This is a genomic window from Brevundimonas bullata (genome assembly GCF_003350205.1).
Lineage (GTDB): Bacteria > Pseudomonadota > Alphaproteobacteria > Caulobacterales > Caulobacteraceae > Brevundimonas > Brevundimonas bullata.
The window spans coordinates 1-24,312 of the sequence record NZ_QLLC01000033.1; the positions used below are offsets into that span (position 1 = coordinate 1).

Annotated in this window: 22 protein-coding genes; 10 read left to right on the plus strand and 12 right to left on the minus strand. The window is 67.8% G+C overall.

The annotated features are described in order from the left end of the window. Positions 1-187 precede the first annotated feature (187 nt). Entirely contained in the window at positions 188-985 is a 798-nt protein-coding gene (locus tag DXK21_RS13540) for an enoyl-ACP reductase FabI (RefSeq protein ID WP_162790687.1), read from the minus strand. Positions 986-1,119: 134 nt separating this feature from the next. Here DXK21_RS13540 and DXK21_RS13545 point away from each other — a divergent pair, with 134 nt between their 5' ends. Beyond that, complete coding sequence (locus DXK21_RS13545; protein WP_114818306.1) at positions 1,120-1,458, plus strand: DUF2794 domain-containing protein; 339 nt, start codon at positions 1,120-1,122, stop codon at positions 1,456-1,458. 189 nt (positions 1,459-1,647) lie between these two features. Here DXK21_RS13545 and DXK21_RS13550 read toward each other — a convergent pair whose 3' ends face one another. Beyond that, on the minus strand, positions 1,648-2,397 hold the full coding sequence (locus DXK21_RS13550) for a Bax inhibitor-1/YccA family protein (RefSeq protein ID WP_114818307.1): 750 nt from the start codon (positions 2,395-2,397) through the stop codon (positions 1,648-1,650). Positions 2,398-2,522: 125 nt separating this feature from the next. On the opposite strand from DXK21_RS13550, the gene thpR reads away from it, so the two are divergent. The 4 genes from thpR to mmcB all read left to right on the plus strand — a co-directional run bounded on the left by thpR (position 2,523) and on the right by mmcB (position 4,710). Further along, complete coding sequence (thpR, locus tag DXK21_RS13555) at positions 2,523-3,062, plus strand: RNA 2',3'-cyclic phosphodiesterase (protein ID WP_114818308.1); 540 nt, start codon at positions 2,523-2,525, stop codon at positions 3,060-3,062. Further along, the gene (locus DXK21_RS13560) at positions 3,059-3,622 is read left to right on the plus strand and encodes a GNAT family N-acetyltransferase (RefSeq protein WP_114818309.1); all 564 of its coding nucleotides are present in this window, start codon (positions 3,059-3,061) and stop codon (positions 3,620-3,622) included. Before thpR ends, DXK21_RS13560 begins: the two co-directional genes overlap by 4 nt. 66 nt (positions 3,623-3,688) lie before the next feature. Continuing rightward, on the plus strand, positions 3,689-4,219 hold the full coding sequence (locus DXK21_RS13565; RefSeq protein ID WP_114818310.1) for a lipocalin family protein: 531 nt from the start codon (positions 3,689-3,691) through the stop codon (positions 4,217-4,219). Between the two features lie 44 nt (positions 4,220-4,263). Beyond that, positions 4,264-4,710 carry a DNA repair putative endonuclease MmcB gene (gene mmcB / locus DXK21_RS13570; protein WP_114818311.1) on the plus strand — a complete coding sequence of 149 codons (447 nt, stop codon included), beginning with the start codon at positions 4,264-4,266 and terminating at the stop codon, positions 4,708-4,710. Positions 4,711-4,854: 144 nt separating this feature from the next. Here mmcB and DXK21_RS13575 read toward each other — a convergent pair whose 3' ends face one another. Together DXK21_RS13575 and DXK21_RS13580 are read right to left on the minus strand one after the other, a co-directional pair. Next, a complete protein-coding gene (locus tag DXK21_RS13575; RefSeq protein WP_114818312.1) occupies positions 4,855-5,409 on the minus strand; it encodes an ActR/PrrA/RegA family redox response regulator transcription factor in 555 nt (184 codons plus the stop codon). A 69-nt stretch (positions 5,410-5,478) separates the two neighbouring features. Further along, complete coding sequence (locus DXK21_RS13580; RefSeq protein ID WP_376856833.1) at positions 5,479-6,987, minus strand: ActS/PrrB/RegB family redox-sensitive histidine kinase; 1,509 nt, start codon at positions 6,985-6,987, stop codon at positions 5,479-5,481. 64 nt (positions 6,988-7,051) lie between these two features. Between DXK21_RS13580 and DXK21_RS13585 the strand changes: the two genes are divergently transcribed. The 3 genes from DXK21_RS13585 (at position 7,052) to DXK21_RS13595 (ending at position 9,732) form a co-directional block, all read left to right on the plus strand. Next, positions 7,052-7,675, plus strand: a complete 624-nt coding sequence (locus DXK21_RS13585) for an SCO family protein (RefSeq protein WP_114818313.1) — start codon at positions 7,052-7,054, stop codon at positions 7,673-7,675. A 97-nt stretch (positions 7,676-7,772) separates the two neighbouring features. Continuing rightward, entirely contained in the window at positions 7,773-9,053 is a 1,281-nt protein-coding gene (locus tag DXK21_RS13590; RefSeq protein ID WP_114818331.1) for a polyhydroxyalkanoate depolymerase, read from the plus strand. Then, entirely contained in the window at positions 9,019-9,732 is a 714-nt protein-coding gene (locus DXK21_RS13595; protein WP_114818314.1) for a M48 family metallopeptidase, read from the plus strand. The genes DXK21_RS13590 and DXK21_RS13595 overlap by 35 nt, the downstream gene beginning before the upstream one ends. A 187-nt stretch (positions 9,733-9,919) precedes the next feature. On the opposite strand, the gene DXK21_RS13600 is transcribed toward DXK21_RS13595, so the two are convergent. Together DXK21_RS13600 and DXK21_RS13605 are read right to left on the minus strand one after the other, a co-directional pair. Then, positions 9,920-11,998: a transglycosylase domain-containing protein gene (locus DXK21_RS13600; protein WP_114818315.1), complete on the minus strand. Its 2,079-nt coding sequence runs from the start codon at positions 11,996-11,998 to the stop codon at positions 9,920-9,922. Between the two features lie 145 nt (positions 11,999-12,143). Beyond that, positions 12,144-13,082, minus strand: a complete 939-nt coding sequence (locus DXK21_RS13605) for an alpha/beta fold hydrolase (protein ID WP_114818316.1) — start codon at positions 13,080-13,082, stop codon at positions 12,144-12,146. Positions 13,083-13,180: 98 nt separating this feature from the next. Here DXK21_RS13605 and DXK21_RS13610 point away from each other — a divergent pair, with 98 nt between their 5' ends. Further along, complete coding sequence (locus DXK21_RS13610; RefSeq protein WP_114818317.1) at positions 13,181-14,296, plus strand: aromatic ring-hydroxylating oxygenase subunit alpha; 1,116 nt, start codon at positions 13,181-13,183, stop codon at positions 14,294-14,296. 177 nt (positions 14,297-14,473) lie between these two features. Here the strand turns inward: DXK21_RS13610 and DXK21_RS13615 are convergent, their stop codons facing one another. Continuing rightward, positions 14,474-15,133, minus strand: coding sequence for a TetR/AcrR family transcriptional regulator (locus DXK21_RS13615; protein ID WP_114818332.1), 660 nt, complete (start codon positions 15,131-15,133; stop codon positions 14,474-14,476). A gap of 237 nt (positions 15,134-15,370) precedes the next feature. Beyond that, entirely contained in the window at positions 15,371-17,224 is a 1,854-nt protein-coding gene (locus DXK21_RS13620) for a cation:proton antiporter domain-containing protein (RefSeq protein WP_114818318.1), read from the minus strand. Between the two features lie 153 nt (positions 17,225-17,377). Between DXK21_RS13620 and DXK21_RS13625 the strand changes: the two genes are divergently transcribed. Next, the gene (locus DXK21_RS13625) at positions 17,378-19,516 is read left to right on the plus strand and encodes a M13 family metallopeptidase (protein ID WP_114818319.1); all 2,139 of its coding nucleotides are present in this window, start codon (positions 17,378-17,380) and stop codon (positions 19,514-19,516) included. A 379-nt stretch (positions 19,517-19,895) separates the two neighbouring features. Here the strand turns inward: DXK21_RS13625 and hisS are convergent, their stop codons facing one another. The 4 genes from hisS to DXK21_RS13645 form a co-directional block, all read right to left on the minus strand. Then, on the minus strand, positions 19,896-21,389 hold the full coding sequence (gene hisS / locus DXK21_RS13630; RefSeq protein WP_114818320.1) for a histidine--tRNA ligase: 1,494 nt from the start codon (positions 21,387-21,389) through the stop codon (positions 19,896-19,898). A gap of 52 nt (positions 21,390-21,441) precedes the next feature. Then, positions 21,442-22,665: a DUF418 domain-containing protein gene (locus DXK21_RS13635; RefSeq protein WP_114818321.1), complete on the minus strand. Its 1,224-nt coding sequence runs from the start codon at positions 22,663-22,665 to the stop codon at positions 21,442-21,444. A gap of 75 nt (positions 22,666-22,740) precedes the next feature. Further along, positions 22,741-23,304, minus strand: a complete 564-nt coding sequence (locus DXK21_RS13640; RefSeq protein ID WP_114818322.1) for a hypothetical protein — start codon at positions 23,302-23,304, stop codon at positions 22,741-22,743. Next, on the minus strand, positions 23,304-24,182 hold the full coding sequence (locus DXK21_RS13645; RefSeq protein ID WP_114818323.1) for a 3-hydroxybutyryl-CoA dehydrogenase: 879 nt from the start codon (positions 24,180-24,182) through the stop codon (positions 23,304-23,306). Before DXK21_RS13645 ends, DXK21_RS13640 begins: the two co-directional genes overlap by 1 nt. Positions 24,183-24,312 lie beyond the last annotated feature (130 nt).

A 24,312-nucleotide genomic window follows, 5' to 3' on the forward strand; every position in this document is an offset into this window, starting at 1 on the left:
GGGGGTGGACGCTGGGGGTGTCCTAGTGACCAGGGGAGACGCTGCCTCATGCGCTTTACCTTCAATGGCGCGTCCTCACCCCCATCCCCGACCCTTCCCCCCTCGAGGGGGAAGGGAGCTAAGAAAGAAACAAAAAGGGCCGCCGGTGCGCCCGACGGCCCCTTCCATATCCTGAACTCGGAGAGGTTCAGCCCTCCATGTCGTCCGGCAGGCCGACGGCGTGGAAGCCGGCGTCGACGTGGACGACTTCGCCCGTGGTCGAGCGGCCCAGGTCCGAGCACAGCCACAGGGCGGCGCCGGCGACGCCTTCCATCGAGGTCTCTTCCTTGATCAGCGAGAACTGCGCCGACTTGGAGTGCAGGCCGCGCCCGCCCGAGATGCCGGCCAGCGACAGGGTGCGCATCGCGCCCGCCGAGATGGCGTTGACGCGGATGTTCTTCGGACCCAGGTCGCGCGCGATGTAGCGGGTCGCGGCTTCCAGGGCGGCCTTGGCCACGCCCATGGTGTTGTAGTTGGGGATGACCCGTTCCGAACCCAGATAGGTCAGGGTGATCATCGAGCCGCCGTTGGGCATCAGTTTCGCCGAGCGCTTGGCCACGTCGACGAAGCTGAAGGCCGAGATGTTCATGGCCAGCAGGAAGCTGTCGCGGGTGGTGTTGTCGACGAAGGAGCCCTTCAGCTCGTCCTTGTTGGCGAAGGCCACCGAGTGGACGACGAAGTCGATCGTGCCGAACTCCTTCTCCAGTTCTTCGAACGCCTTGTCCATTGAGGCGTCGTCGGTGACGTCGGCCTGGATCAGCAGTTTGGCGCCGACGCTCTCGGCAAGGGGGCGCACGCGGCGCTCAAGGCCTTCGCCGAGGTAGGTGAAGGCCAGCTCGGCGCCCTGGGCGGCCAGCTGCGAGGCGATGCCCCAGGCGATGGAACTGGAGTTCGCGACCCCCATGATCAGGCCCTTCTTGCCCTTCATCAGGTCGCCGGTGGGCATATCCCAGCCTTCGCTCGTCGCCATGGGTTCGTCTCCGTATCTAGAACTTGAACCGCCTTTTGGACGCGTGGCGGGCGGGTGACAAGTCGCGGCGCCGCTGGCGTTCGGCGCGAGCCAGCTTAAGTTGAGAGAGCATGAGCCTTGATCCGCACAGTTCAGACGCCGCGCAGCCTGGTCCGGTCTTCTTTGATCGTCAGGAACTGGGGCTGGTGCTGCGGGTCTATGGCCGCATGGTCGCCGCCGGGGAATGGCGCGACTACGCCATGATCGGTCACAAGGACGTCGCCGAATTCGCCGTCTTCCGCCGCTCGGGCGACGCGCCTCTCTATCGGATCGAAAAGCGCCCGGCCCTGCGGCTGAAACAGGGGCAATGGGCCGTGATCGGCGAGGGCGGTCATGTTCTGAAACGCGGCCGCGACCTGGCCCAAGTGCTGCGGGTGTTCGACAGCCGCAAGTTTACGGTGGTGGAGTGATCCTTCCGGGTCATCCCGGAAGCGGCGCAGCCGCTATCCGGGACCGCAATGCTGACGGCGGCGTTCTGGGGCGGTCCCGGCTCTCCGCCGTCGGCTACGGCCGGGATGACGCGGTAAGAAAAAGGCCCCGACGTTTCCGCCGGGGCCTCCATTCATATGGGCCTCGCGCTAGCGCGCTACTTGAGGCCGTTACTCCCGGCTGCCGCCCATGAAGGCCAGCAGGAACTGGAACAGGTTCACGAAGTTGATGAACAGGCTCAGGGCGCCGAAGCCCGTGGCCACGCCCATGGCTTCCTGATTACCGCCGAGCGCGTAGTAGGTCATCTTCAGGCGCTGGGTGTCATAGGCGATCAGACCCGAGAAGATCAGGACGCCGAGGCCCGAGATGATCAGGTACATCGTGCCCGACTGCATGAAGATGTTGACGATCGAGGCGATGACCAGGCCGATCACGCCCATGATCAGGAAGCTGCCCATGGCGGTCAGGTCCTTCTTGGTCGTGTAGCCGACCAGGCTGAGACCCGCGAAGGCCGCCGCCGTGACGAAGAAGGTCGAGGCCAGCGAACCGCCGGTGTAGCGCAGGAACAGGACGCCCAGGCCCGCGCCGATGGTCGAAACCACGGCCCAGTAGAGCATGTTCACGCCCTTGGCCGTCGGGTTCTTCATGAAGAACATCGAACCGAACAGCATGACCAGGGGCGAGAACTGGATGATCATCCCCAGCAGGGTCAGGCCAATGCGGCCGTCGTCGGTGCGGGCGAACAGCAGCTGCTGCACGGCGGGCACGTTGCCGGTGATGTAGGCCAGGGCGCCGGCGACCACGAGGCCGAGGGCCAGCTTGTTGTAAACGCCCAGCATGAAGGCGCGCAGACCGGCGTCGACGGACATGTCCGCCGACTGCGGAAGCGGGCGCGCATAACCGTTGTTGAAGTCGCTCATCGCGAAAGAAGTCTCCCATTTGGACGGCAAGCGCCGACCTTGGCTGGAAATATCGTGACGGACGGGCCGCCTTGCAAGGAAAACCCTTCTTCCGAACTGACGTTCCGCCCGCTACCAAGGGTCGCATGTTGCGCCTGTTCACCGCCATTTCCATTCCCGAGGACGTCGCCGAGACGCTTCAGCGCCGCCAATCGGGCCTGCCCGGCGCCCGCTGGAGACCGCTGGACGCCCTGCACGTCACCCTGGCCTTCTATGGCGAGGCGTCGGAACGGACGGCCGACGATCTGGCCTCGGAACTGAGCCGCGCCGGGGGCGGCGGGGCGTTTGAACTGACGTTGAACGGCGTCGGGGCCTTCGGCGACTCTCACCGCACCCATACCCTCTGGGCCGGGCTGGAGCGGTCGGAGCCGCTGAGCGTCTTGGCCGGGCGTTGCCGCGCGGCGGGTGAGCGCGCGGGCGTGCCGCCGGAGAAGCGCGAATATCGGCCCCACGTGACCCTGGCCTATCTGAAGCCCCAGACGAACCCGGACCGCGTGGGGGCCTGGATCAGCGGCCACAACCTGCTGAAGTCGCCGCCGATCCGGGTGGATCGCTTCGGCCTCTATTCCAGCGTCCTGACCGGCGACGGCAGCGTCTATACCCTGGAACGGGAGTATCTGCTGTGATCGCGCGTCCGACCTCGGCTCTAGGGCCGACGCTGGAGACCGAGCGCCTGTTCCTGCGCCCGCCGACGCTGGAGGACTTCCCGCGCTGGGCCGACTTCATGAGCGACGCGGAGACGACCCGCTTCATCGGCGGGGTGCAGTCGAAGCACGAGGTCTGGCGCGCCATGGCTTCGGTCGCCGGCATGTGGGCTCTGCACGGCGAGGGCATGTTCTCGCTGATCGAGAAGACGACCGGCGACTGGATGGGCCGCATCGGGCCGCTCCACCCCTATGACTGGCCGGGCCGCGAGGTGGGCTGGAGCCTGCATCGCGACGCTACAGGCAAGGGCTATGCGGTCGAGGCTGCGGCGGCGACCATGGACTATGCCTTCGATGTGCTGGACTGGCCCGACGTGATCCACTGCATCGACCCGGAAAATCTGTCGTCGGAAAAGGTGGCCCGGCGTCTCGGCTCGACCAATCGCGGGCTGGGGGCCATGCCGCCGCCGTTCCAGCATCACCCCGTCAACCTGTGGGGCCAGACGCGCGAGGCATGGCGGACCAACCGCGAGCGTCTGTAGCCGACAGGTCATCCGAAACCCGGCGTCAGGCGTATGGATCTGGTCGGGACTTTCGGAGGACGCCGCATGAGACACCGCACCTTGAGCCCCCTGGCGCCGCTGGTCGTCGGCCTCAGTCTGTTCGCCGGCTCCGCCCTGGCCCAGGCCGAGGCGGTGGATCTGAACCGCTTCGACGGGCGCTGGTTCGAGATCGTGCGCAATCCCAATGATGTTCAGAAGGACTGCAGCCGCGCTCAGATCGACTTTACGCCTGAGGGGCAGACCGGACGCTACGCTCTCGCCGTGACCTGCACCCGGCGGCCGGGCGGACAGATCGAGACCCTGCGCGCCGCCGCCCGCGTCACCGACGCCTCGACCAACGCCAAGTTCCGTTTCACCTTGAGGGGACTGCTCGGCTTTGGCGGCCTGGCGGGTCAGAACTACTGGGTCTGGGATCACGCGCCGGACTACAGCTGGGTCATCATGGGCCTGCCGAACAAGTCGAACTGGTGGATATGGCACCGCAGCCAGAGCCCGTCCGAGGCCACGCGGACGCGGCTGATCGCACGGGCGCGGGAACTGGGCTTCAGCGGCCAGCCGGTTCACACCGGCCGTTGACGGCGCCGCTTGCGGTCAGAACATAGGCGGAACATAAAGGCGGCATGGCCGCCTCCGCCCTGCACCTCGAACTGGTCTTCAGTCGCCCCGAGACCACCCTGTCGGTCACGCGCGGGGCGGCGCGGCTGATGCTGGACATGGGCTATGCGCCCCTGCTGGAGGTCTGTCTGCCCAACGGGCGGCGCGCCGACGTCATGGCCCTGGGACCCAAAGGCGACGTGGTCATCTGCGAGGTAAAATCAGGCATCGACGATTATCGCGTGGACCGCAAATGGCAGGAGTACGGGCCGTTCTGCGATGCCTTCTACTTCGCCGTGGCGCCCGAGTTTCCACAATCCGTCCTGCCCGAGGAGCCGGGCCTGATCATCGCCGACGGCTTCGGCGGGGCGGTGGTCCGGGACGCGCCGGTCACGCCGCTGGCCCCGGCGCGCAGGAAGGCGCTGACGCTGGCCTTCGCCCGGTTGGGCGCGCTCAGAACCATGCGGGACTGATTTTCCTCCCTGTTCGCGGAGCGAATGGGGAGGTGGATCGGCGGCGCAGCCGACGAGACGGAGGGGGCGACTCCCCGGCGACCGTCTGCGCCGACCCCTCTACCACTTCGTGGTCCCCCTCCCCACAGGGTGGGGAGGAAAGGCTTAGCGAGGCGCGCGCTTCGCCAGAATTCGCTGCAAGGTCCGGCGGTGCATGCCCAGGCGGCGGGCGGTTTCCGAGACATTGTGGTCGCACAGCTCATAGACGCGCTGGATATGCTCCCAGCGCACCCGGTCGGCGCTCATCGGGTTTTCCGGCGGTTCGGGGGCTTCGCCGACGGAGAGCAGGGCCTTGACCACGTCGTCGGCGTCGGCGGGCTTTTGCATGTAGTCGACGGCGCCGGCCTTAACCGCCGCGACAGCGGTGGCGATGGCGCCGTATCCGGTCAGCATGACGATACGGGCGTCCTCGCGGCGCTCGCGGATGGCCTCGACCACCTTCAGACCGTTGCCGTCCTCCAGCCGCATGTCCAGCACGGCGAAGGCGGGGACCGAGACGCGCAGGGCGTCGCCGGCTTCGGCCACCGAACCCGCCAGGGTCACATCGAAGCCCCGCGCTTCCAGCGCCCGACCGAGGCGGGTGCGCAGCGCCGCGTCGTCGTCCAGCAGCAGCAGGGTCTTGTCGGCGAGGGTGGCGATACGGGCTTCGAGTTCGGACATTCGGTTCTCCTGACGCTCAGGTCGTGCGTCTGCGCCGCATGGTCAAGGTTTTAGCTCCTGACTGCGACATCAGGTTCCATCCGCCACGCGGGGCTCCAGCGCCGGATCGGCGACTTCGAGGGCCTGTCGCGGCCAGCGGATGGTGACGCGCGCGCCCTTGGGTTGACCCTTCTCGCCGTCGCCGGCGCCGACCGAGACCTTGCCGCCGCTGCGCTCCAGCAGGGTGCGGGCGATGAAGAAGCCCAGGCCCATGCCGCCCTGGCTGGGGGCGATGGGGGCGGTGATCGGCGGCGGCGCGGCAGCCTTGCGGCCAGCCCTTCGCGGAGCGTTCGAGGCGGCGGCGATCTGGGCCGCCAGGGCGCGGCGGGCCTTGGTCTGGGGGCGGCTGGTCACATAGGGTTCGCCCAGGCGCGGCAGGATTTCAGAGGCGAAGCCGGGACCGTCGTCGACGATGTCGATCTCGATCCAGCCGGCGTCGACGATGGCGGTGACACGCACGCGACTGTGGGCGAAGTCGGCGGCGTTCTCGATCAGGGTCGACAGGCCGTGGATGACCTCGGGCAGACGGTGGACGCGCGGCACGGGCTGACCGGGCGGGGCCTTGATCGCGGTCTGGAAGTCCAGATCAAAGCCGCGGTGCGGCTCGACCACCTCTTCCAGCAGGGCCTTGAGGTCGATGTCGGCGTAGAGGGCGTCACCCTCCTCGGGCTGGGCCGACAGCTGTTTCAGGATGTCGCGGCAGCGTTCGGCCTGTTGCAGCATCAGGGCTGCGTCCTCGGCGACCGGGCTGTCGGGCGGCGAGGCGCGCAGCAGTTCCTTGGCCACTACCTGGATGGTCGCCAGCGGCGTGCCCAGCTCATGCGCGGCAGCGGCGGCCAGACCGCCCAGCGCCGCCAGCCTCTGTTCGCGTTGCAACACGTCCTGGGTGGTGGCCAACGCCAGCTCCAGCTTCTCGGCGTCGGCGGCCACCTTCCAGGCATAGCCCGAGGTGAACAGGACGCCGGTGGCCAGGGCCAGGCCCATGCCGAAGCGATAGAGGGGCGGCAGGACCAGATGCTCATGCATCCGCCAGGGCAGAGGCAGGGACCAGGAGAAGAGGACCGCCAGGGCGATCAGGGCCATGACCCCCAGCACCAGGGCCTGGCGCGAGGGCAGGGAGGCCGCCGCGATGGTCACGGGCGCGACCAGCAGCAGGCAGAAGGGATTGTCGAGGCCCCCGGTCAGGGCCAGCAGGGTGGCCAGCTGCAAAATGTCGAAGCCCAGCTGCGTCGCCGTCTGCAGGCCGTTGGGCAGGCTGCCGTCGACGCGGCGCGCCCGCGCCATGGTGGCCAGGTTCATCGCCACCCCGGCCCCGATGGTCAGCAGGCACTCCCACAGCGGCAGGGGGAAGTGCAGGGCGAAATAGGCGGTCAGGATGGCGCAGGTCTGGCCGACCACGGCCAGCCAGCGCAGCACGATCAGGGTGCGAAGCGACAGGCCGCGCCCGCGCCGGGGCCGCTCGCGCAGGGCCTCCATGGCGCCGGGATGGCCCGCGACCTTTACGGCCTGCGACAGGGAGGGGGCTTCTGTGCTGCTCACGCCTCTTCTATAGACCGCGACGCTAGCGGCTGCACACCCGTCGCCAGACCTTGAGGAGAAGTCGATGCCGCGTCGTCCCGTCATTCTGTTCGCCGCCGCCTGTGCGGTCATCGCCCTGGCCCTGGGCCTGATCACCATGGTCGTGGTCAAGGGACGCGAGCAGTCCGCTCAGATTGCAGCTGAGACCGGCACCGGCCAGCCGACCGTCGGCGGTCCCTTCACCCTGACCAATCAGGACGGACAGGTGGTCGACCAGTCGATCCTGAAGGACAAGTGGACCCTGGTCTTCTTCGGCTTCACCTACTGCCCCGACTACTGCCCGACGACGCTGGGCGTGCTGAATGCGGTGCAGGAGCGGATGGGGGATAAGGCCAAGGACCTCCAGATCGTCTTCGTCAGCATCGACCCCGAGCGCGACACGCCCAAGCTGCTGAAGGATTATCTGTCGTCGGACGGCTTCCCGGACGGCGTCATCGGCCTGACCGGTACGCCGGAGCAGACGGCCCAGGTCGCCAAGGCCTACCGCGCCTTCTACCAGAAGGTCGGCGAGGGCGAGGGCTATACGATGAACCACAGCCTGACTGTCTATCTGATGGGGCCTGACGGCCAGTTCCGCAGCGCCGTGGCCCATGACCTGGGGCCGGACAAGACCGCCAAACTGATCGAGCGGGCGATGGAGCGCGGCTGATCACCTTTCCCTGATCGGGCGCGGCCTTGGTCTACTTTGCGCCGAGATGCGTTATATGCTGCACTGCCACATCGGCGGGGGCCGCATTCGGGGTTTCATGCTCTACGCATTTCACGAGCTCGCCTATCATTCGGCGACGCCGTTTCGGATCGGGGCCCAGATGGCCCGGTCGTTCTGGACGTCGCCCTTCAATCCGGCCTCGGACACGGCCATCGGTCGCACGGCCTACGCCTCGGCCGAGGTGTTCGAGAGCCTGACGCGCCGCTACGGCAAGCCCGCCTGGGGCTTGGAGACCATCGACGTCGACGGCCATGTCGTGCGCACGACGGAGCAGGTCGTCTGGTCATCCCCCTGGTGTCGGCTGGTCCGGTTCAAGCGCGACGCAGGCGACCTGAAGAAGGCGGGCAAGGCGCTTGAGGCGCCCGCCGTCCTGATCGTCGCGCCCCTGTCGGGTCACTACGCCACCCTGCTGCGCGGCACCGTCGAGGGCTTCCTCCAGGACCACGACGTCTATGTCGCCGACTGGGAGAACGCCCGTCAGGTGCCGGTGCTGGAAGGCCGCTTCGACTTCTACGACTACATCGATCACGTCCGGGCCATGCTGACGGCCATCGGCCCGCGCGCCCACGTCGTCGGCGTCTGCCAGCCGGGACCGCCAGTGCTGGCGGCCTGCGCCGTCATGGCGGCCAAGAACGACCCGAACCGCCCGGCCTCCATGACCTTCATGGGCTCGCCCATTGACGCCCGCCTGTCGCCGACGGTGACGAACCAGTTGGCTGAGGCCAAGCCTTTCGCCTGGTTCAAGTCAAACATGATCCACACCGTGCCCTGGCCCTATCCGGGCTTTGGCCGGCGCGTATATCCGGGCTTCGTCCAGCTCTACAGCTTCATGTCGATGAACGAGGACAAGCATGTCGACGCCCATCGCCGCTATTTCGAGGACCTGGTCAGCGGCGATGGCGACGGGGTCGACAAGCACGAGCAGTTCTATGACGAGTATCTGTCGGTGCTGGACCTGACCGAGGAATTCTATCTCCAGACCATCGACATCGTCTTCCAGCAGCATCTGCTGGCGCGCGGCCTGCTGGAGCACAGGGGCAAGCGCGTCGATCTGTCCGCCATCACCGACATCGGCCTGGCCACGGTCGAGGGCGAAAAGGATGACATTTCCGGCGTGGGTCAGACCCAGGCCGCGCATGGCCTGACGCCCAGCATTCCTGACGAGCGCCGTCTGCTCTACGTCCAGCCGGGCGTGGGCCACTACGGGGTCTTCAACGGCCGCCGCTTCCGCGACGAGATCTATCCGCGCGTGCGCGACTTCATCGCCCAGAACGAGTCCTTGTGTGCAGTACCGGAACGGTCAGCGGCTGCCGCTTGAGGGCGGGGGCGCCCTTCGCCTCTCGGTGAACCCGCGCGCCCGAAGGTTGTCGATCCGCATTGACGCCCGCGCCGGCGAAGTCGTGGCCGTGGCGCCGTCCGAGCGGCGGTTGAGCGAGGTCGTGGCCTTCGCCCGCACCAAGTCGGAATGGATCGCCGATCGGCTGGCCGCGCGGGTTGCGGGTTCGCCGCTGGAGCCTGGCGCGACCGTGTCCTGGCTGGGACGCAGCGTGCGGCTGGAGGCCGTCGGCGGGGCCGGGGCGGCGCGTCTGGTCGAGACGTCGGACGGGCCGGTGATCCGCTCGGGCGGCGAGGGCGAGGCCTTCTCACGCCGGGTTGAGAACTGGTTCAAGCGGGCGGCGCGCGAGTTTCTGGTCGCCCGCACCGAGGTTCATCTGAGTACGCTAGGTCAGAAGCCGGTCCGGGTGGCGATCGTCGACACCCGGTCGCGCTGGGGTTCGTGCAGCCCGCACAACCGCTCGATCCGCTATTCGTGGCGGGTGATCATGGCCCCGTCCGAGGTGGCCGACTATCTGGCTGCGCACGAGGTCGCCCATCTGGTCCACGCCGACCACAGCCCGGCCTATTGGGCGGTAGTGCATCGGCTGGTCGGGGATCATCGCCCCTATCGCCAATGGCTGCGCGACAACGGCGCGGCCCTGCACGCCGTGGGGCGCTGAGGCGCACCTTTTTTACCGTCATCCTCCGGCAAGCGGCGCAGCCGCGCAGACCGGGGGACCCAGCGGCGCCCGGAGGGCGAAAAACCACGCGCGTCGGTGAAAGTTCGCCTTCGGCGCCGCTGGGTTCCCCGATCTCCGCTTCGCTTCGTCGGAGAATGACGAAAACAACAGCTGGTTGCTCTTCCGCTTAGAAGAACACCGCCTCGGGCTTCTTGTCGCTGCGCGGGGCTTCTTTGGTGGATGGTTGGGGCGAGGTCGGGCGGATGATCGGCTGATCATTAGGCAGGGGCGCGGGCGTCGGCAGCGGCTGGCCGTCGACGATGGCCGGGCCTGGCTCGCCCTCCAGCGGCTGGGCATAGGGGTCCTCGACCTGACCCATCATGTCGCCGACGGGATCGGGGGCGACCCAGCCCTCGGGCAGGGGCGGGCCGTTGGGGATGGGCTGGACCGCCAGCTTGGGCAGGGCGGCCTCCATGAAGCCGCGCCAGATGGCGGCGGGCGAGGAGCCGCCGGTGACGCCGCGCATGGCCTTGTTGTCGTCCTTGCCGACCCAGACGGCGGCGACGAAGCCGCCAGTGTAGCCGACGAACCAGGCGTCCTTGTAGTCCGAGGTGGTGCCGGTCTTGCCGGCGATGTCGCGCCCGCCGATGGCGGCCGAACGGCCGCTGCCCGAGGTGATCACGCCGCGCAGCATCTGGTTCATGTAGTAGAGCGACGGGTTGTTGATCGCCTGGCCGTTCTCGCCCGTGCCGTGCTGATAGATGACGCGGCCCGAGGGGGTGCGGATGCGGCTGATGCCATAGGCCTCGACTCGCTTGCCGCCGTTGGCGAAGGCGTCATAGGCCTGGGCCATCTCCAGCGGGCTGACCTCGACGGCGCCCAGGGCCATTGACGGTTGCAGGCCGATTTCGCTGGTGATGCCCAGACGGCGGGCGGCGCGGGCCACGGAGTCGCGGCCGACCTGATCGGCGACATAGGCGGCCACCGTATTGGTCGACTGGGCCACCGCTTGCGCCAGGGTCATCTGACCCGAGAAGTTGCCGGAATAGTTGCGCGGCGACCAGCCGCCGATGGTCACGGGCTGGTCCACGACGGGCGTGGTCGGGGTGTAGCCGGCCTCGACCGCCGCCAGATAGACGAAGGGCTTCCAAGCCGAGCCGGCCTGACGGCGGGCATCGACGGCGCGGTTGAACTGGCTGTCGGCATAGGAGCCGCCGCCGATCATGGCGCGGACCCGGCCCTCGCCGTCCAGCGCGACCAGAGCCGCCTGTTCGACGCCCCGGCCTTTGTCGCGGTCCAGGATGCGGCGCACAGCGCGCTCGGCGTCGGTCTGCAGCGTCAGGTCCAGGGTGGTCTCGACCACCATGTCCTCGGTCGGCTCGCCGACCAGGCCGCGGATCTGCTTGTCCAGCCAGTCGATGAAATACTGGGCGTGCTGGCTGGCCAGGGTGCGCGAGACGCGGACCGGCTCGGCCACGGCGGCGTCGCGCTGGGCCGGGGTGATGACGCCGGCCTCGACCATTTCGTTGAGGACGACGGTGGCGCGGGTGGCGGCGCGCTCGCTCTCGGACACCGGCGAATAGCGCGACGGGGCCTTGAGCAGGCCGGCCAGCAGGGCGGATTCGCCGACCGTCAGCTTGTCCGCGCTCTTGTCGAAATAGCGCTGCGAGGCCGCCTCGATGCCATAGGCGCCGGCGCCGAAATAGACCCGGTTCAGATAGAGGGCGAGGATCTCTTTCTTGGTGAATTTCAGCTCCAACCAGACGGCCAGCATCAGCTCCTGAACCTTGCGCTTCAGGTTCTGGTCGGGCGTCAGGAACAGGTTCTTGGCCAGCTGCTGGGTGATGGTCGAACCGCCCTGGACGACCCGCCCCGCCTTGAGGTTCAGGGCCATGGCCCGGCTCATGCCGATGGGGTCGAAACCGGGATGGTGATAGAAGCGCCGGTCCTCGATGGCGATGAAGGCGGCGGGGACATAGTCGGGCAGGGCGTCCAGATCGACCGGCGGCGCCATCTGGGTGCCGCGCACCGCGATCAGGGCGCCGGAGCGGTCCAGATAGGTGATCGAAGGCTGGCGCTCGACGTCATAGAGGGTCGAGGTGTCCGGCAGGTCGCGCGCGAAGACGGCGAAGAAGACGACGGCGAAGATCAGGCCCCAGACGGCCAGGACCGCGCCCCAGTAGAGGAGGTTGCCGAGGAAGGAGCGACGCGGCTTCTTGCCGCCGCCCTGCTCATTGCGGTCCGGTCCGCCGTCTTTACGCGCCATGAAAGTCCCTTTTGCAGCGGCGTGACCCTAGAGCGAAATCGGTCGGGACGCGACAGCGTCCAAACTCAGATATTCGCCCAAGCAAGATGCCGGATCACGCCGCCGCAGAAAACGCCGTCGTTTCTAATCACAGGAGCGTGAGGACTTATTTCGCCGAAAGAAAGGCGTCGAGATCGCCGTAAAACGCCTGGGGTTGGTCCAGCATGATGAAGTGGGCGCTGTCGTCGATGCGCTTCAGTTTCGCGCCCGGGAGGGTCGAAAACGACATCTGATAGACGGCGTCGGTGATGGCGTCGGTCATGCGCGGATCGTTGAACTTCACATAGAGGACTTCGACCGGGGCGGTGATCTTGGACAGTTCGGGGCGAAGGTCTGTGACGATCAGTTCGCGGAAGGCGGAGGCCGAGACCTGCTGGTCGCTGGTTTCGGTGTCCTGCAGCGGGCCGGAGCGGGCGGCCTCGGTTTTGATCATGGCGGTGACGGCGGCCTTGGCCTGGGTCAGGTACTGGTCGCGGGGCGCGGTCGACTGGGCGGCATAGACCTGATCGGCGACGGGGACGACGCTTTCCGCCGTGGTTCCGGGCGGGCCGAACATGGCGCCCATGAAGGGGATCATGTCCACGACCATCAGCTTGCCGACCAGATCAGGATGCCGCGCGGCCAGCATCATGCCCATGGTGCCGCCCATCGAGTGGCCGACGACGGCGGGCTTTTGCAGGCCCTGTTCGCGGATGTAGCGGGCGATATCCTCGGCCACCGGGGCGGCGAGGGGGCCGGTGGCATTGGCCTTGGCGGGGGCGCCGGCGAAGCCCTGAACATGGATGCGGTGAACCCGCCAGCCCACGCCGTCCTGCGCGATCAGGTGATGCACGGTCCCCTGCCAGATCTCGGGCGAGGAACTGAGGCCTGGAATGAGGATGATATCGCGCCCATCCGTGTCGCCGTCGACCGCGACATGGATGCGGTCGGACGCGAAGGCGGCGTGGGCATGGCCCTCGGCGTGGTTGACGTGGCCGTCCTGAGCCAGAGCGGGGGCACCCAGCAAGACGGCGGCGGACAAGGCGATGCAGGCGGTTCGGATCATGGCGTCTCTTCCCGGAGATTTTGACCCAGATTAATTCATCGGGCGAGGAAGGGAATGGGCTTTGGACGGGCGGCGGTCCCTGCTGCTAGATAGCGGCCATGACCTCTGACGCTGCTTCCTCCTCCGCGACCGCCCCTGAGGCCAAGGCGCCGCCGACCGCCTTCGGCAAGGGCTTCGTGCGCGACGCCTGGTATTTCGTCGCCCTGGCGCGCGACGTGCCGGTCGCCAGCCTGAAGCGCTATGAGGTGATGGACGAGCCGGTCCTGATCGGCCGGACGCGCGCGGGGGACGTCTACGCCATGCGCGACATCTGCCCCCATCGCGCCGCGCCCCTGTCGGCTGGGCGTCTGGTCGAGAAGCCGGGCGAGGGCGAGACGATCGAGTGCCCCTATCACGGCTGGCGCTTCCGTCCCGACGGCGTCTGCGCCGCCATTCCGTCCCTGGTCGAGGATCAGGCCTTCGAGGCGAACCGCATCAAGGTGCGGTCCTATCCGGTGCGCGAGAGCCAGGGTCTGGTCTTCGTCTGGATGGCCGCCGACGCGCGCGATCCGTCCGAGCCCGACCACGAGCCGCCGCTCTTCCCCGGCGCCGAGGGCGAGGTGAAGCTGGTCGAGGCCATGGATTTCGACAGCCATATCGACCACGCCGTCATCGGCCTGATGGACCCGGCGCACGGCCCCTTCGTCCATCAGCAATGGTGGTGGCGCTCGGAACATTCGATGCACGAAAAGGCCAAGACCTTTGCGCCGCGCGACTATGGCTGGGCCATGGTGCGCCACGCCCCGTCGTCGAACAGCCGTCTCTACAAGATCCTGGGCGGGGCGCCGGCGACCGAGATCACCTTCCGCCTGCCCGGCTATCGCTGGGAGCATATCCAGGTGGGCGCCAAGCAGGTGCTGGCCCTGACCTGCCTGACGCCGGTGACGGAAACGAAGACGCGCATCACCCAGATCTTCTGGTCCGACCACTGGGTGTTCAACGTCGCCAAGCCCTTCCTGCGGATGGGCGTCGTCGCCTTCCTGAAGCAGGACGGCGGCATGGTGAACCTGCAAAACGAGGGTTTGAAGTACGACCCGGCCCTGATCTGGATCGACGACGCCGACAAGCAGGCCAAGTGGTACCAGCAGTTGAAGCGCGAATGGATCAAGAGCCGCGCCGAAGGCCGCAGCTTCGTCAATCCGATCAAGGAAGTCATTCTTCGGTGGAAGAGCTGAAGCTCATCCACCTGGAGGCGCTATCGCTCGCCGCGCGGCGGCTCGCTGCTTGAGCGCGCTTCGGCTCTTTGAGTAGCGCTAAGACAAATAGTGGGGCGCGCGCGAAGCGCCAGGCCGCGTCGGGTCGGGAGGTCCCGGAGGGCCGACGACCGCGGCCCTCCAAGAATGCGGCAGTTCTTACTGCCGCGCCAGCTGGCTGGAGAGGATCAGGTCCAGTTGCTTGCGGATGTGCGGCGTCAGCTCCTCGATGCCCCAGTTGTCGTAGGCGGCGTAGCGGAAGTTGGCGATGAAGGTGTCCCAGATCATCCGGCCCAGCACCAGTTGGTCCAGGTCCTGACGCAGTTCGCCTTCGCGGATGCCGGCTTGCAGCACGGCGATGACGGCTTCGATGATCGGCTTGACGAAGGTGCGCGAACGCTCGTCGGCGGCTTCGGGCTGGAACCAGGAGCGGGCGATCATGGCCTGCATCAGCGGCAGGTGCTCCAGCGAGCGGTGGTAGCCGGCGGTCAGGCCCTCGGCCAGGCGCTCGGCGACGCGGCCCTCATGTCCGGCGGCGGTCTGGATGTCCTGCAGCAGGCCGGCCATTTCCTCGGCGAAGACGCACTCGAACAGTTCGGCCTTGTCCTGGAAGTTGGCGAAGACCGCGCCGGTCGACATTCCGGCGCCTTTTGCGATGTCTCGGATGGTGGCGGCGTCGTATCCGCGCTCGGCGAACAGGGCGCGCGCGGCGTCCAGCACCTTCTGGCGGGTGCGGATCTTGGCGGCCTGACGACGGTTCAGGCGGGGTTGGCCCTCGGTGTCGGTGACTTCGGGGGCGGACGAAATGGTCTCACGCATCAGGAAAATACTCTGGCTCGGGAAGGGCTTACGCCCGCCGGTCGGGAAGGACGCCAGCCGCATCGAACCTGATCCGGCGCCGCCTCGGCGTGGACCACGATAAGACGACAACGAGCGTCCCGTGGGGGGGAGGTGAACTTTCATCACCGAACATTGACCAAAATGGGTCGCGAACCGATCTCAAATCTTGCTTAAGCTTGGCCTTAAGGTCAATCTGCATAAGGGTTTTTACGTAGTTTACGTACTGGTGTTCGGTGGCGCCGGCGTCGAACGGACGCTGCGGAAAGCCCGCGCGGGGCGGGCGCCCCGACCATCCGGCGCCGCCGCCTGAAAGGCCTTGCGGAAGCCGTCGCGACGCTCGTGGATCGAGGCCAGCACAAGTCCCATGGGCACGCCGAGATCGACCAGGGTGTTTTCGGCCAGCTGAAGGCTGGCCTCGGTGGTCTCCGGCACGGCGTCGGTGACGCCCAGGGCGTAGAGGCGCGCGGCATGATGATCGTCGCGAGCGCGGGCGATCAGGATCAGGTCGGGGCGCAGGGCGCGGGCGGTCTTCACCACCTCATCGACTTTGGTCGGGCTATCCATGGTGACGATCAGGGCGCGGGCCGATTCCAGACCGCAGGCGCTCAGCATGTCGGGCCGCGCGGCGTCGCCGTAATAGACCTCATGGCCTTCGGCGCGACCGGACCGAACCGAGGCGGGATCGGCGTCCAGGGCGACGAACTTCTGATCATGTTCGACCAGCAGTTCGCCGATCAGCCGCCCGACCCGACCGAAGCCGACGATCAGCACGGCGCCGTCGGGGGCCGGGACGTCGGCGCTGGGGCTCAGGCCTTGGGTCTCGACGTCGGCGGGGGGCGCGGTCTGCCGGGTCAAGGCGCGCGCCATGACCGCCAGCAGAGGCACCGTGAACATGCTGAGGGTCGCGGCCAGCATGGCCTTGCGCGTCAGTTCCGGCGAGGCCAGGCCCTCGACCAGGCCGGTGGACAGGATGACGAAGGCGAACTCGCCCGCCGGGCCCAGCACCAGGGCGGTCTCGATGGCTGATCGCGCGGCCAGACCCCAGGCCCGGGCCAGGATGAAGATGATCAGGGCCTTCAACACGATCAGCCCGCCCGCCAGCCCGAGGACCGTGGTCGGGTCAGCCGCGACGGCGTCGAGGTCCAGACCGATGCCGACGCCGATGAAGAAGACGCCCAGCAGCAGGCCTTTGAACGGGTCGATGGCCACCTCGACCTCGCGCCGGAACTCGGTCTCGGCCAGGAGCACCCCGGCGACCAGGGCGCCCAGGCTCATCGACAGGCCGACCGCCTGGGCCGTCAGGCCGGAGACGACGACGACCAGCAGGCTGGCGGCGACGAACAGTTCGCGCCCCTCGCCGCGATGCTGGGCCCGGGCGACCGAGCGGAACATGGGGCGTAAGACCAGCCGCCCCAGCAGCACCATCAGGAATAGGCCGCCCGCCGCCGGCAGCAGGGTGAAGAGCGCGCGCCCCAGCTCGGCGGGTTCGACGGAAGCCCCGCTCTGGGCCAGGGCGGCCAGGACGGTGACGGTGATCAGGATGGGGGCGACGGCCACGTCCTGCGCCAGCAGAACGGCGAAGGTGGCGCGCCCGGTCTCGCTGTTGATCCGGCCTTGGGCCGCCAGCACCGGCATGACCACGGCGGTCGAGGACAGGGCCAGGCCCATGCCCAGAACGGCGGCGCCGGCCAGGGACTGGCCCAGGGCCATGAAGACGACGGCGATGGCGAGGGTGCAGACGGCGACCTGAAGCATGCCCAGGCCGAAGACCAGCCGCCGCATGGCCCTCAGGCGTTCCCACGACAGCTCCAGCCCGATCATGAACAGCAGGAAGGCGACGCCCAGTTCCGACAGCTGGCGGATCTGGGCCTGGTCGCCGATGGTCAGCCAGCTGAGCCAGCCGTGGCTCTGGGCGAACCGGCCCAGGCCGTCTGGCCCCAGCAGGACGCCGGCCGCCAGAAAGCCCAGCACGGGGCTGATCTTGAGGCGGTTGAACAGGGGGACGACGACCCCCGCAGCGGCCAGGAAGACCACCAGATCCCGATACTCGCCGCCGTGCGTTTCGCCCATCGATCCTCCGTAGCGCCGCACTGTGACCCAGACGATCACGTTCTGGCGAGAGCGCTCGCGTCTTTCATGAACTTTTTTTAAGACGCGACGGCGCTCACGGCGGGGCTAGGGTCCGCGCCGAACCTGAGCACGGGTTAGTCGAGGAAATTGCTTATGAAGAAACTGCTGATCGGGGCCGCTGTCGGCGCCCTGCTCCTGCCGGCCGGCACGGCGGCGGCGCAAGACGGTCACGACCACGCCTGCGTGGACGAGAGCTGCACGGTCGTGGAGCTGTTCCACGGCGCCTCGGCGCCCGAAGGCGGGGCCGCGCCGGCCGGCTGGGTCGGCACGGACGCGCCCAAGTATGGCGACTGGGGCTTCGACCTGTCGGGTCGCGACACCTCGGTGTCGCCGGGCGACAGCTTCTTCCGCTACGCCAACGGCGCGGCCTTGGACAAGCTGGAGATCCCGTCGGACCGCACCTCCTACGGCTCCTTCCCGCTGCTGCGCGAACTGTCGGATAACCGGATGAAGGCCCTGATCCAGGATCTGGTCGCCCGCAAGGACCTGACGCCCGGTTCGGATGAGGCCAAGATCGCCGACGCCTATCGCAGCTACATCGACGAGGCGCGCATCGAGCAACTCGACGCCCAGCCGCTGCAGCCCTATCTCGCCGCCATCCGCGCCGCCGATACGCACGAAAAGATCGCCGCCTACATGGGGCAGACCCAGGGCCGCGTCGGCTCGTCCTTCTTCGGCACCGGCATCACCATCGATCAGAAGCAGCCGACCCGCTACGTCGTCTCGGCGGGTCAGTCGGGCATCGGCCTGCCCAACCGCGACTACTATCTGGACGCCCGCTTTGCGGACAAGAAGGAGAAGTATCAGGCCTATATCGAGCGGATGCTGACCAATATCGGCTGGGCTGACCCCGCCGGTCACGCCGCCGCTATCGTGGCGCTGGAAACCAGGATCGCCGAGGCCCATTGGACCCCGATCGAGAACCGCAACCGCGACAAGACCTACAACGAATACACCATCCAGACCCTGGCCGCCGAAGCCCCTGGTTTCGACTGGAACGGCTACTTCAACGCTGCGGGCCTGGGCTCGATCGACCGCCTGATCGTGCGTCAGAACACCGCCATGCCCAAGATCGCGGCCATCTTCGCCGAGGCGCCGATCGACACCCTGCAGGCCTGGCAGGCCTTCCACACGACCGATGACGCCGCCTCGACCCTGTCCAAGCGCTTCTCGGACGCCCAGTGGGAGTTCCGTTCGCGCGACCTGTCGGGCCAGCCCGAGCAGCGCAGCCGCGAAAAACGCGCCATCAGCTTTGCTGAAGGTTCGCTGGGCGAAGCTGCTGGCCGGCTCTATGTCGCCGAATACTTCCCGGCCGAGTCCAAGGCCAAGATGGAAGAGCTGGTCGCCAACCTGCGCACCGCCCTGTCGCACCGCATCGACAACCTGACCTGGATGGGGACGGAAACGAAGGCGGCGGCCCAGGAGAAGCTGCGCAAGTTCACGGTCAAGATCGGCTACCCGGAGACGTGGCGCGACTATTCCGCCCTGGAGGTCCGCGCCGACGACCTGTTCGGCAATACCCAGCGTCTGGGCCAGTTCCAGTGGAACTATCAGCTGAACCGCCTGAACCAGCCGGTCGACAAGGCCGAGTGGGGCATGACCCCGCAGACGGTCAACGCCTACTATAACTCGGCCAATAACGAGATCGTCTTCCCGGCGGCCATCCTGCAGCCGCCCTTCTTCGATCCGAACGCGGACCCGGCGGTCAACTACGGCGGCATCGGCGGCGTCATCGGCCATGAGATCGGCCACGGCTTCGACGACCAGGGCTCCAAGTCCGACGGCGACGGCGTGCTGCGCAACTGGTGGACCGACGAGGACAAGGCCAATTTCCAAGCGCTGACCACGCGACTGGGCGCCCAGTACGACGCCTATGAGCCGCTGCCGGGCTTCCGTGTTCAGGGCGGCCTGACCATGGGCGAGAACATCGGCGACGCCGCCGGCACGGCGGTCGGTCTTGAGGCCTATCATCTGTCGCTGGCCGGCAAGCCCGCGCCGGTGATCGACGGCGTGACCGGCGACCAGCGCTTCTTCTACGGCTGGGCCCAGGTCTGGCAGTCGAAGTACCGCGAGGACGCGCTGAAGAACCAGATCGCCACCGATCCGCACAGCCCGGCCGAGTTCCGCGTCATCGGCCCGGTGCGCAACGTGGACGCCTGGTACGAGGCGTTCGGCGTCAAGCCGGGCGACAAGTACTACCTCGCGCCGGAAGACCGCGTCCGCATCTGGTAAAGGCGACGCCTGACGAATGACGAGGGCCGGGGCGGCGACGCTCCGGCCCTTTTTCATGGCCGATGCGCGGCTTGTTCTATCGAATGGGTTTCGAGAACGATTTCCTGAACGTCAGGCGCGCCGGCCGATAGTCTGAGCTTCAGGCATGAAAAAGCCCGCTGCGGGGGATACATCGCAGCGGGCTTTATCGCTCTCTAAGGAGCGGACGTTTCCTCCCCGAAACGCCTTCAAGTTGTCGCTGCGTTTAACCGCTGCGCCTCTTGAGTGAGACCAAATGACGCGAACTCAGGGTCCAAGTCAATCAATGCAAACGTCAAAAAGCAGCCATTTGTGACTAAACATCGATAACCCATGTTGAGAGCGCGGGTTTAATCGAAGCTTATTCGATAATGGCGCGAATCGTTGCGACCAGTTCGCTGCGGGCCACTTTCTGCTGGCCTGGGCGCTCGGCCTTCCAGGCTTCGTTGTCGGCGATGGCGGCGGCGCGGGCGCGTCCGGCGTCCAGATCCTTGATGGTCACTTCGCCCGCAGCCAACTCATCGCCGCCCAGAATGACCACGGCGGGCGAGCCGCGACGGTCGGCGTACTTCATCTGGGCCTTCATGCCGGCGCGACCCAGATAGAGCTCGGCGGCGATCCCGGCGGCGCGCAGTTCCGACACCGCGTCGAGATAGTGCTGCATGTCGTCCTCGGAGAAGACGATGACCACGACGGGACCCCGCGTGGCGTCGTCGGCGCCGCGACCGGCGGCGCGCAGGGCCGAGGCCAGGCGCGAGACGCCGAAGGAAAAGCCGGTGGCGGGCACGGATTGGCCGGTGAAGCGCGCCACCAGGTCGTCATAGCGACCGCCGCCGCCGATGGAGCCGAAGCGCACCGCCCGGCCCTTGTCGTCCTTGGTGTCCAGCAGCAGCTCGGCCTCGAACACGGCGCCGGTGTAGTATTCCAGCCCGCGCACGATGGTCGGATCGAACTTCACCTCGGCCTCGCCGACGCGCATGGCGGTCAGGGCGCGGTCGATGGCCGACAACTCGGCCAGGGCCGCTTCGCCCGCCGCGCCCAGCGAGGCGCCGGCCTTGGCCACGGCGTCCAGCACGCCCGCGCGGCTCAGGCCCGGCGTCTCGGCCGAGACGAGGAAGGCCTCGACCGCGCCGATGACGGCGGCGGGCAGGCGGGCGCCCTTGGTGTAGTCGCCGGACTCGTCCAGTCGGCCCTCGCCGAGCAGGGCGCGCACGCCCTCCAGACCCAGACGGTCATACTTGTCGACGGCGCGCAGGGCGGTCAGACGCTGGACCGCGTCGGTCACGCCGCCGGCGTCGAACAGGCCGTCGAACAGCTTGCGGTTGGAGACGCGGATCACCGACTGGCCGTCGCCGAGACCGGCGGCGCGCAGGCCCTCGCAGCCCATGGCGATGATCTCGGCGTCGGCTTCAGGACGGTCTGAACCCACGGTGTCGGCGTCGCACTGCCAGAACTCGCGGAAGCGGCCGGGGCCGGGCTTCTCGTTGCGCCAGACTGGACCGTAGGCGTATCGACGGAACGGCTTGGGCAGGGTCTCCCAGTTCTGGGCCGCGAAGCGGGCCAGGGGGGCGGTATGGTCATAGCGCAAGGCCATCCATTCGCCCGGCTCGTCCGATCCGGCGTCGTCCTGCATTGCAAAGACGCCCTCGTTGGGGCGGTCGGCGTCCGGCAGGAACTTGCCCAGGGCGTCGGCGTATTCGAACGCCGGGGTCTCCAGCGGCTCGAAGCCCCAGCGCTCATAGACCTCTGAGACGCGCGCGACGATGCGGCGTTCGGCGGTCAGGTCGCGGCCGCGGCGGTCGGCGAACCCCCGGGGGGCGCGGGCTTCGGGGCGGATGGGGGCTTCGTCGGTCATGCCGCGCGATTAAGCCATCGGCGGACCGGCTGCAACTTCCCGAACCGTGGGGTCAGGCCTCGCGGCGCAAGGGCAGGTCGTGACCATAGCTGAGGCGGCGCCACAGCCACTCCAGCGGCCCCATGCGGAACCGGCTCAGCCACAACGGCGACCAGATCAGTTGCAGGGCCCAAACGGCGACGACGATGCCCAACTGGCCCGGATAATCGATCTGTCCCATCAGGCGCGGCCCCCACGGCATGTAGAAGAGGGTGCTCATGATCATGGTCTGGCTCAGGTAGTTGGTGAAGGCCATCCGCCCGACCGGCGCGAAGATGCGCCGCACCCAGCCGACGCCTCGCGAGGTCAGCAGGATCAGGCCGCTGGCGTAGGCCAGGGTGATGAATATCGGATAGGAGGCGACGACATTGGCCCAGCCCTGCGTGGCTTCAACGCCGGGGCCTGCCGTGATCTCGCGCCACTCCAGCACGCCCAGCAGCGCCAGCACCGCGGCGCCGACGCCGATGAGGATGAGATAGACGCGGGTCGGCATGCGGCCGTGGAAGAAGCCGGCCTTGAACAGGCCCATGCCCAGCATCATCAGCGGGATGGTGGCGAAGACATAGACGAACAGGCTGGCGCTTTGCAGTATGCCCCAGGCCTTGAGGTTCTCGATCAGGCCGGCCGGCCAGCCGCTGCGATAGGCGGCGATGCTGGCGGCGACGGCGCCGTCCGCGAGGCGCATGGACTCGTCGCCGAGGGCCTCGGTCAGACCGGAGGGACCATTGACCGCCATCCACTGGGTCCCGGCTTGAAGCGTGGCCAGCGCCAGGGTGGCGCCGATCCCGAACAGGATCAGGGGGCGCGCCGGCATGGAGCGCATCAGCATCACGAATAGCCCGGACCAGGCATAGAGCAGCAGGACGTCGCCGTACCAGAAGGCCAGGCCGTGGATCAGGCCGAACAGGCCCAGCCACATCAGGCGTCGGCGCAGCACCCGTCCGCCCGCCTCGTCCCTGCGCTCGCCGCCGACCAGAAAGATCGACACGCCGAACAGCATGGAGAACAGGGTGATGAACTTCTGATGGAAGAAGACCTCGACCAGCCAATGGGCCGCGGCCGACGCGCCGACCAGGGGAAAGGGCGACTGCTCGGGCGACATCGCCGCCGACATGGGCAGGGCGAAGGCGGCGGCGTTGACGGCCAGGATGCCGAGCACGGCGACGCCGCGCAGCACGTCCAGCGTATGAATGCGCGCGCCTGTCTCTACGGGTTGCAGGATGGTCTGGTCGGCCATGGCGTCTTCGCTCCCCGTATCAAGGCGAGGCTTACGCGGGCCCGCCCGCCCTCGGCACCTTAAATCCGCGTAATGTCAGCCGGCGCCGTTCTGCATCAGACCCATTCGGTCCTTGACCACCGGCGCGGGGGCGAAGGCGATGAAGGCCACGCACAGCCCGGCCCACAGGGCGTAGCTGACGCCCACCAGCACCGCCAGCGGCAGGCCGGCGACGCCGAAGATCAGCAGGGTGGTCTCCAGCGCGCCGAGGCCCTGCATCAGACTTTGCGAGGCGATCACCGACAACAGGGACATGACCACGGCGATCAGGATCTGCACAGCGGCGGCCAGCAGTCCGCCGAAGACCATGAAGCGGCAGACAACGCCCAGCCGCGTCGAGGGGCGCCCGACCTGCGCATGGGTCTGGCGCAGCATCCACAGGCCGACGGGCGCGGCGATCAGGCCCAGCACCAGCAGCACCAGCCGCCAGTCGGTATCGACGCCCGAGGCCCAGTTCTCGGGCGGCCAGATGGCCAGGGTGATGATCAGCGGCGGCCAGGCGGCGGCGGCCAGAGACGCCAGTACGGTCCGCTGCGTCGAACGCTGCGGCGCGACGCGCTTGAGGCCCGGCAGGTCCTCGATCCGGTCGAGGCGCGACATCAGCGGGTCGGCGCCGGCACGGGGCCGGAATAGTCGTAGAAGCCGCGCCCGCTCTTCTTGCCCAGCCAGCCGGCCTCGACATACTTCACCAGCAGCGGGCAGGGGCGGTACTTGCTGTCGGCCAGGCCGTCGTACAGCACGTTCATGATGGCCAGGACCACGTCCAGACCCATGAAGTCGGCCAGTTCCAGCGGCCCCATCGGGTGGTTGGCGCCCAGCTTCAGCGCCTTGTCGATCGAGGCGACGTTGCCGACGCCTTCGTACAGGACATAGATGGCCTCGTTCATCATCGGCACCAGGATGCGGTTGACGATGAAGGCGGGGAAGTCCTCGGACTCGGTGGTGATCTTGCCCAGGCTCTCGGCGAAGGCGACGGCGGCCTCGTAGGTGGCGGCCGAAGTGGCGATGCCGCGTACGATCTCGACCAGCTTCATCACCGGCGCCGGCTTCATGAAGTGCAGGCCGATGAAGCGGTCGGGCCGGTCCGTGACCGAGGCCAGGCGGGTGATCGAAATGGACGAGGTGTTGGACGCCAGCAGGGTGCCGGGACGCAGGTGGGGCAGCAGGCCGACGAAGACCGACTTCTTGACCGCCTCGTCCTCGGACGCCGCCTCGATGATCAGATCCGCCTGGGCGGCTTCGGCGAGAGAGGCGACGGGCCGGATGCGCGCCAGGGCGGCGTCGGCCTCGGCCGAGGTCATCAGGCCGCGTCCGACGCGCCGCGCCAGACTGGCCGCGATCTCGCCCTGGGCCAGAGGAATGCGCTCGGCCGACAGGTCGTAGAGCCGCACGTCGTAGCCGCCGGTCGACACCGCCTGAGCGATGCCCGAACCCATTTGCCCGGCGCCGATAACGGCGACTGTCCTGATCGTGGTCATAGATACGCGCAATCTGCGGCCCCGCAGGGACCAATCGCGGGCACCTTAGGAGCCCGCCCGCCGCGCGCAAGGGGCGGAATGAGGCGGGATTGCGATTCCTGACCGCCCGTGTCCCCGCCCCAACGTTTCA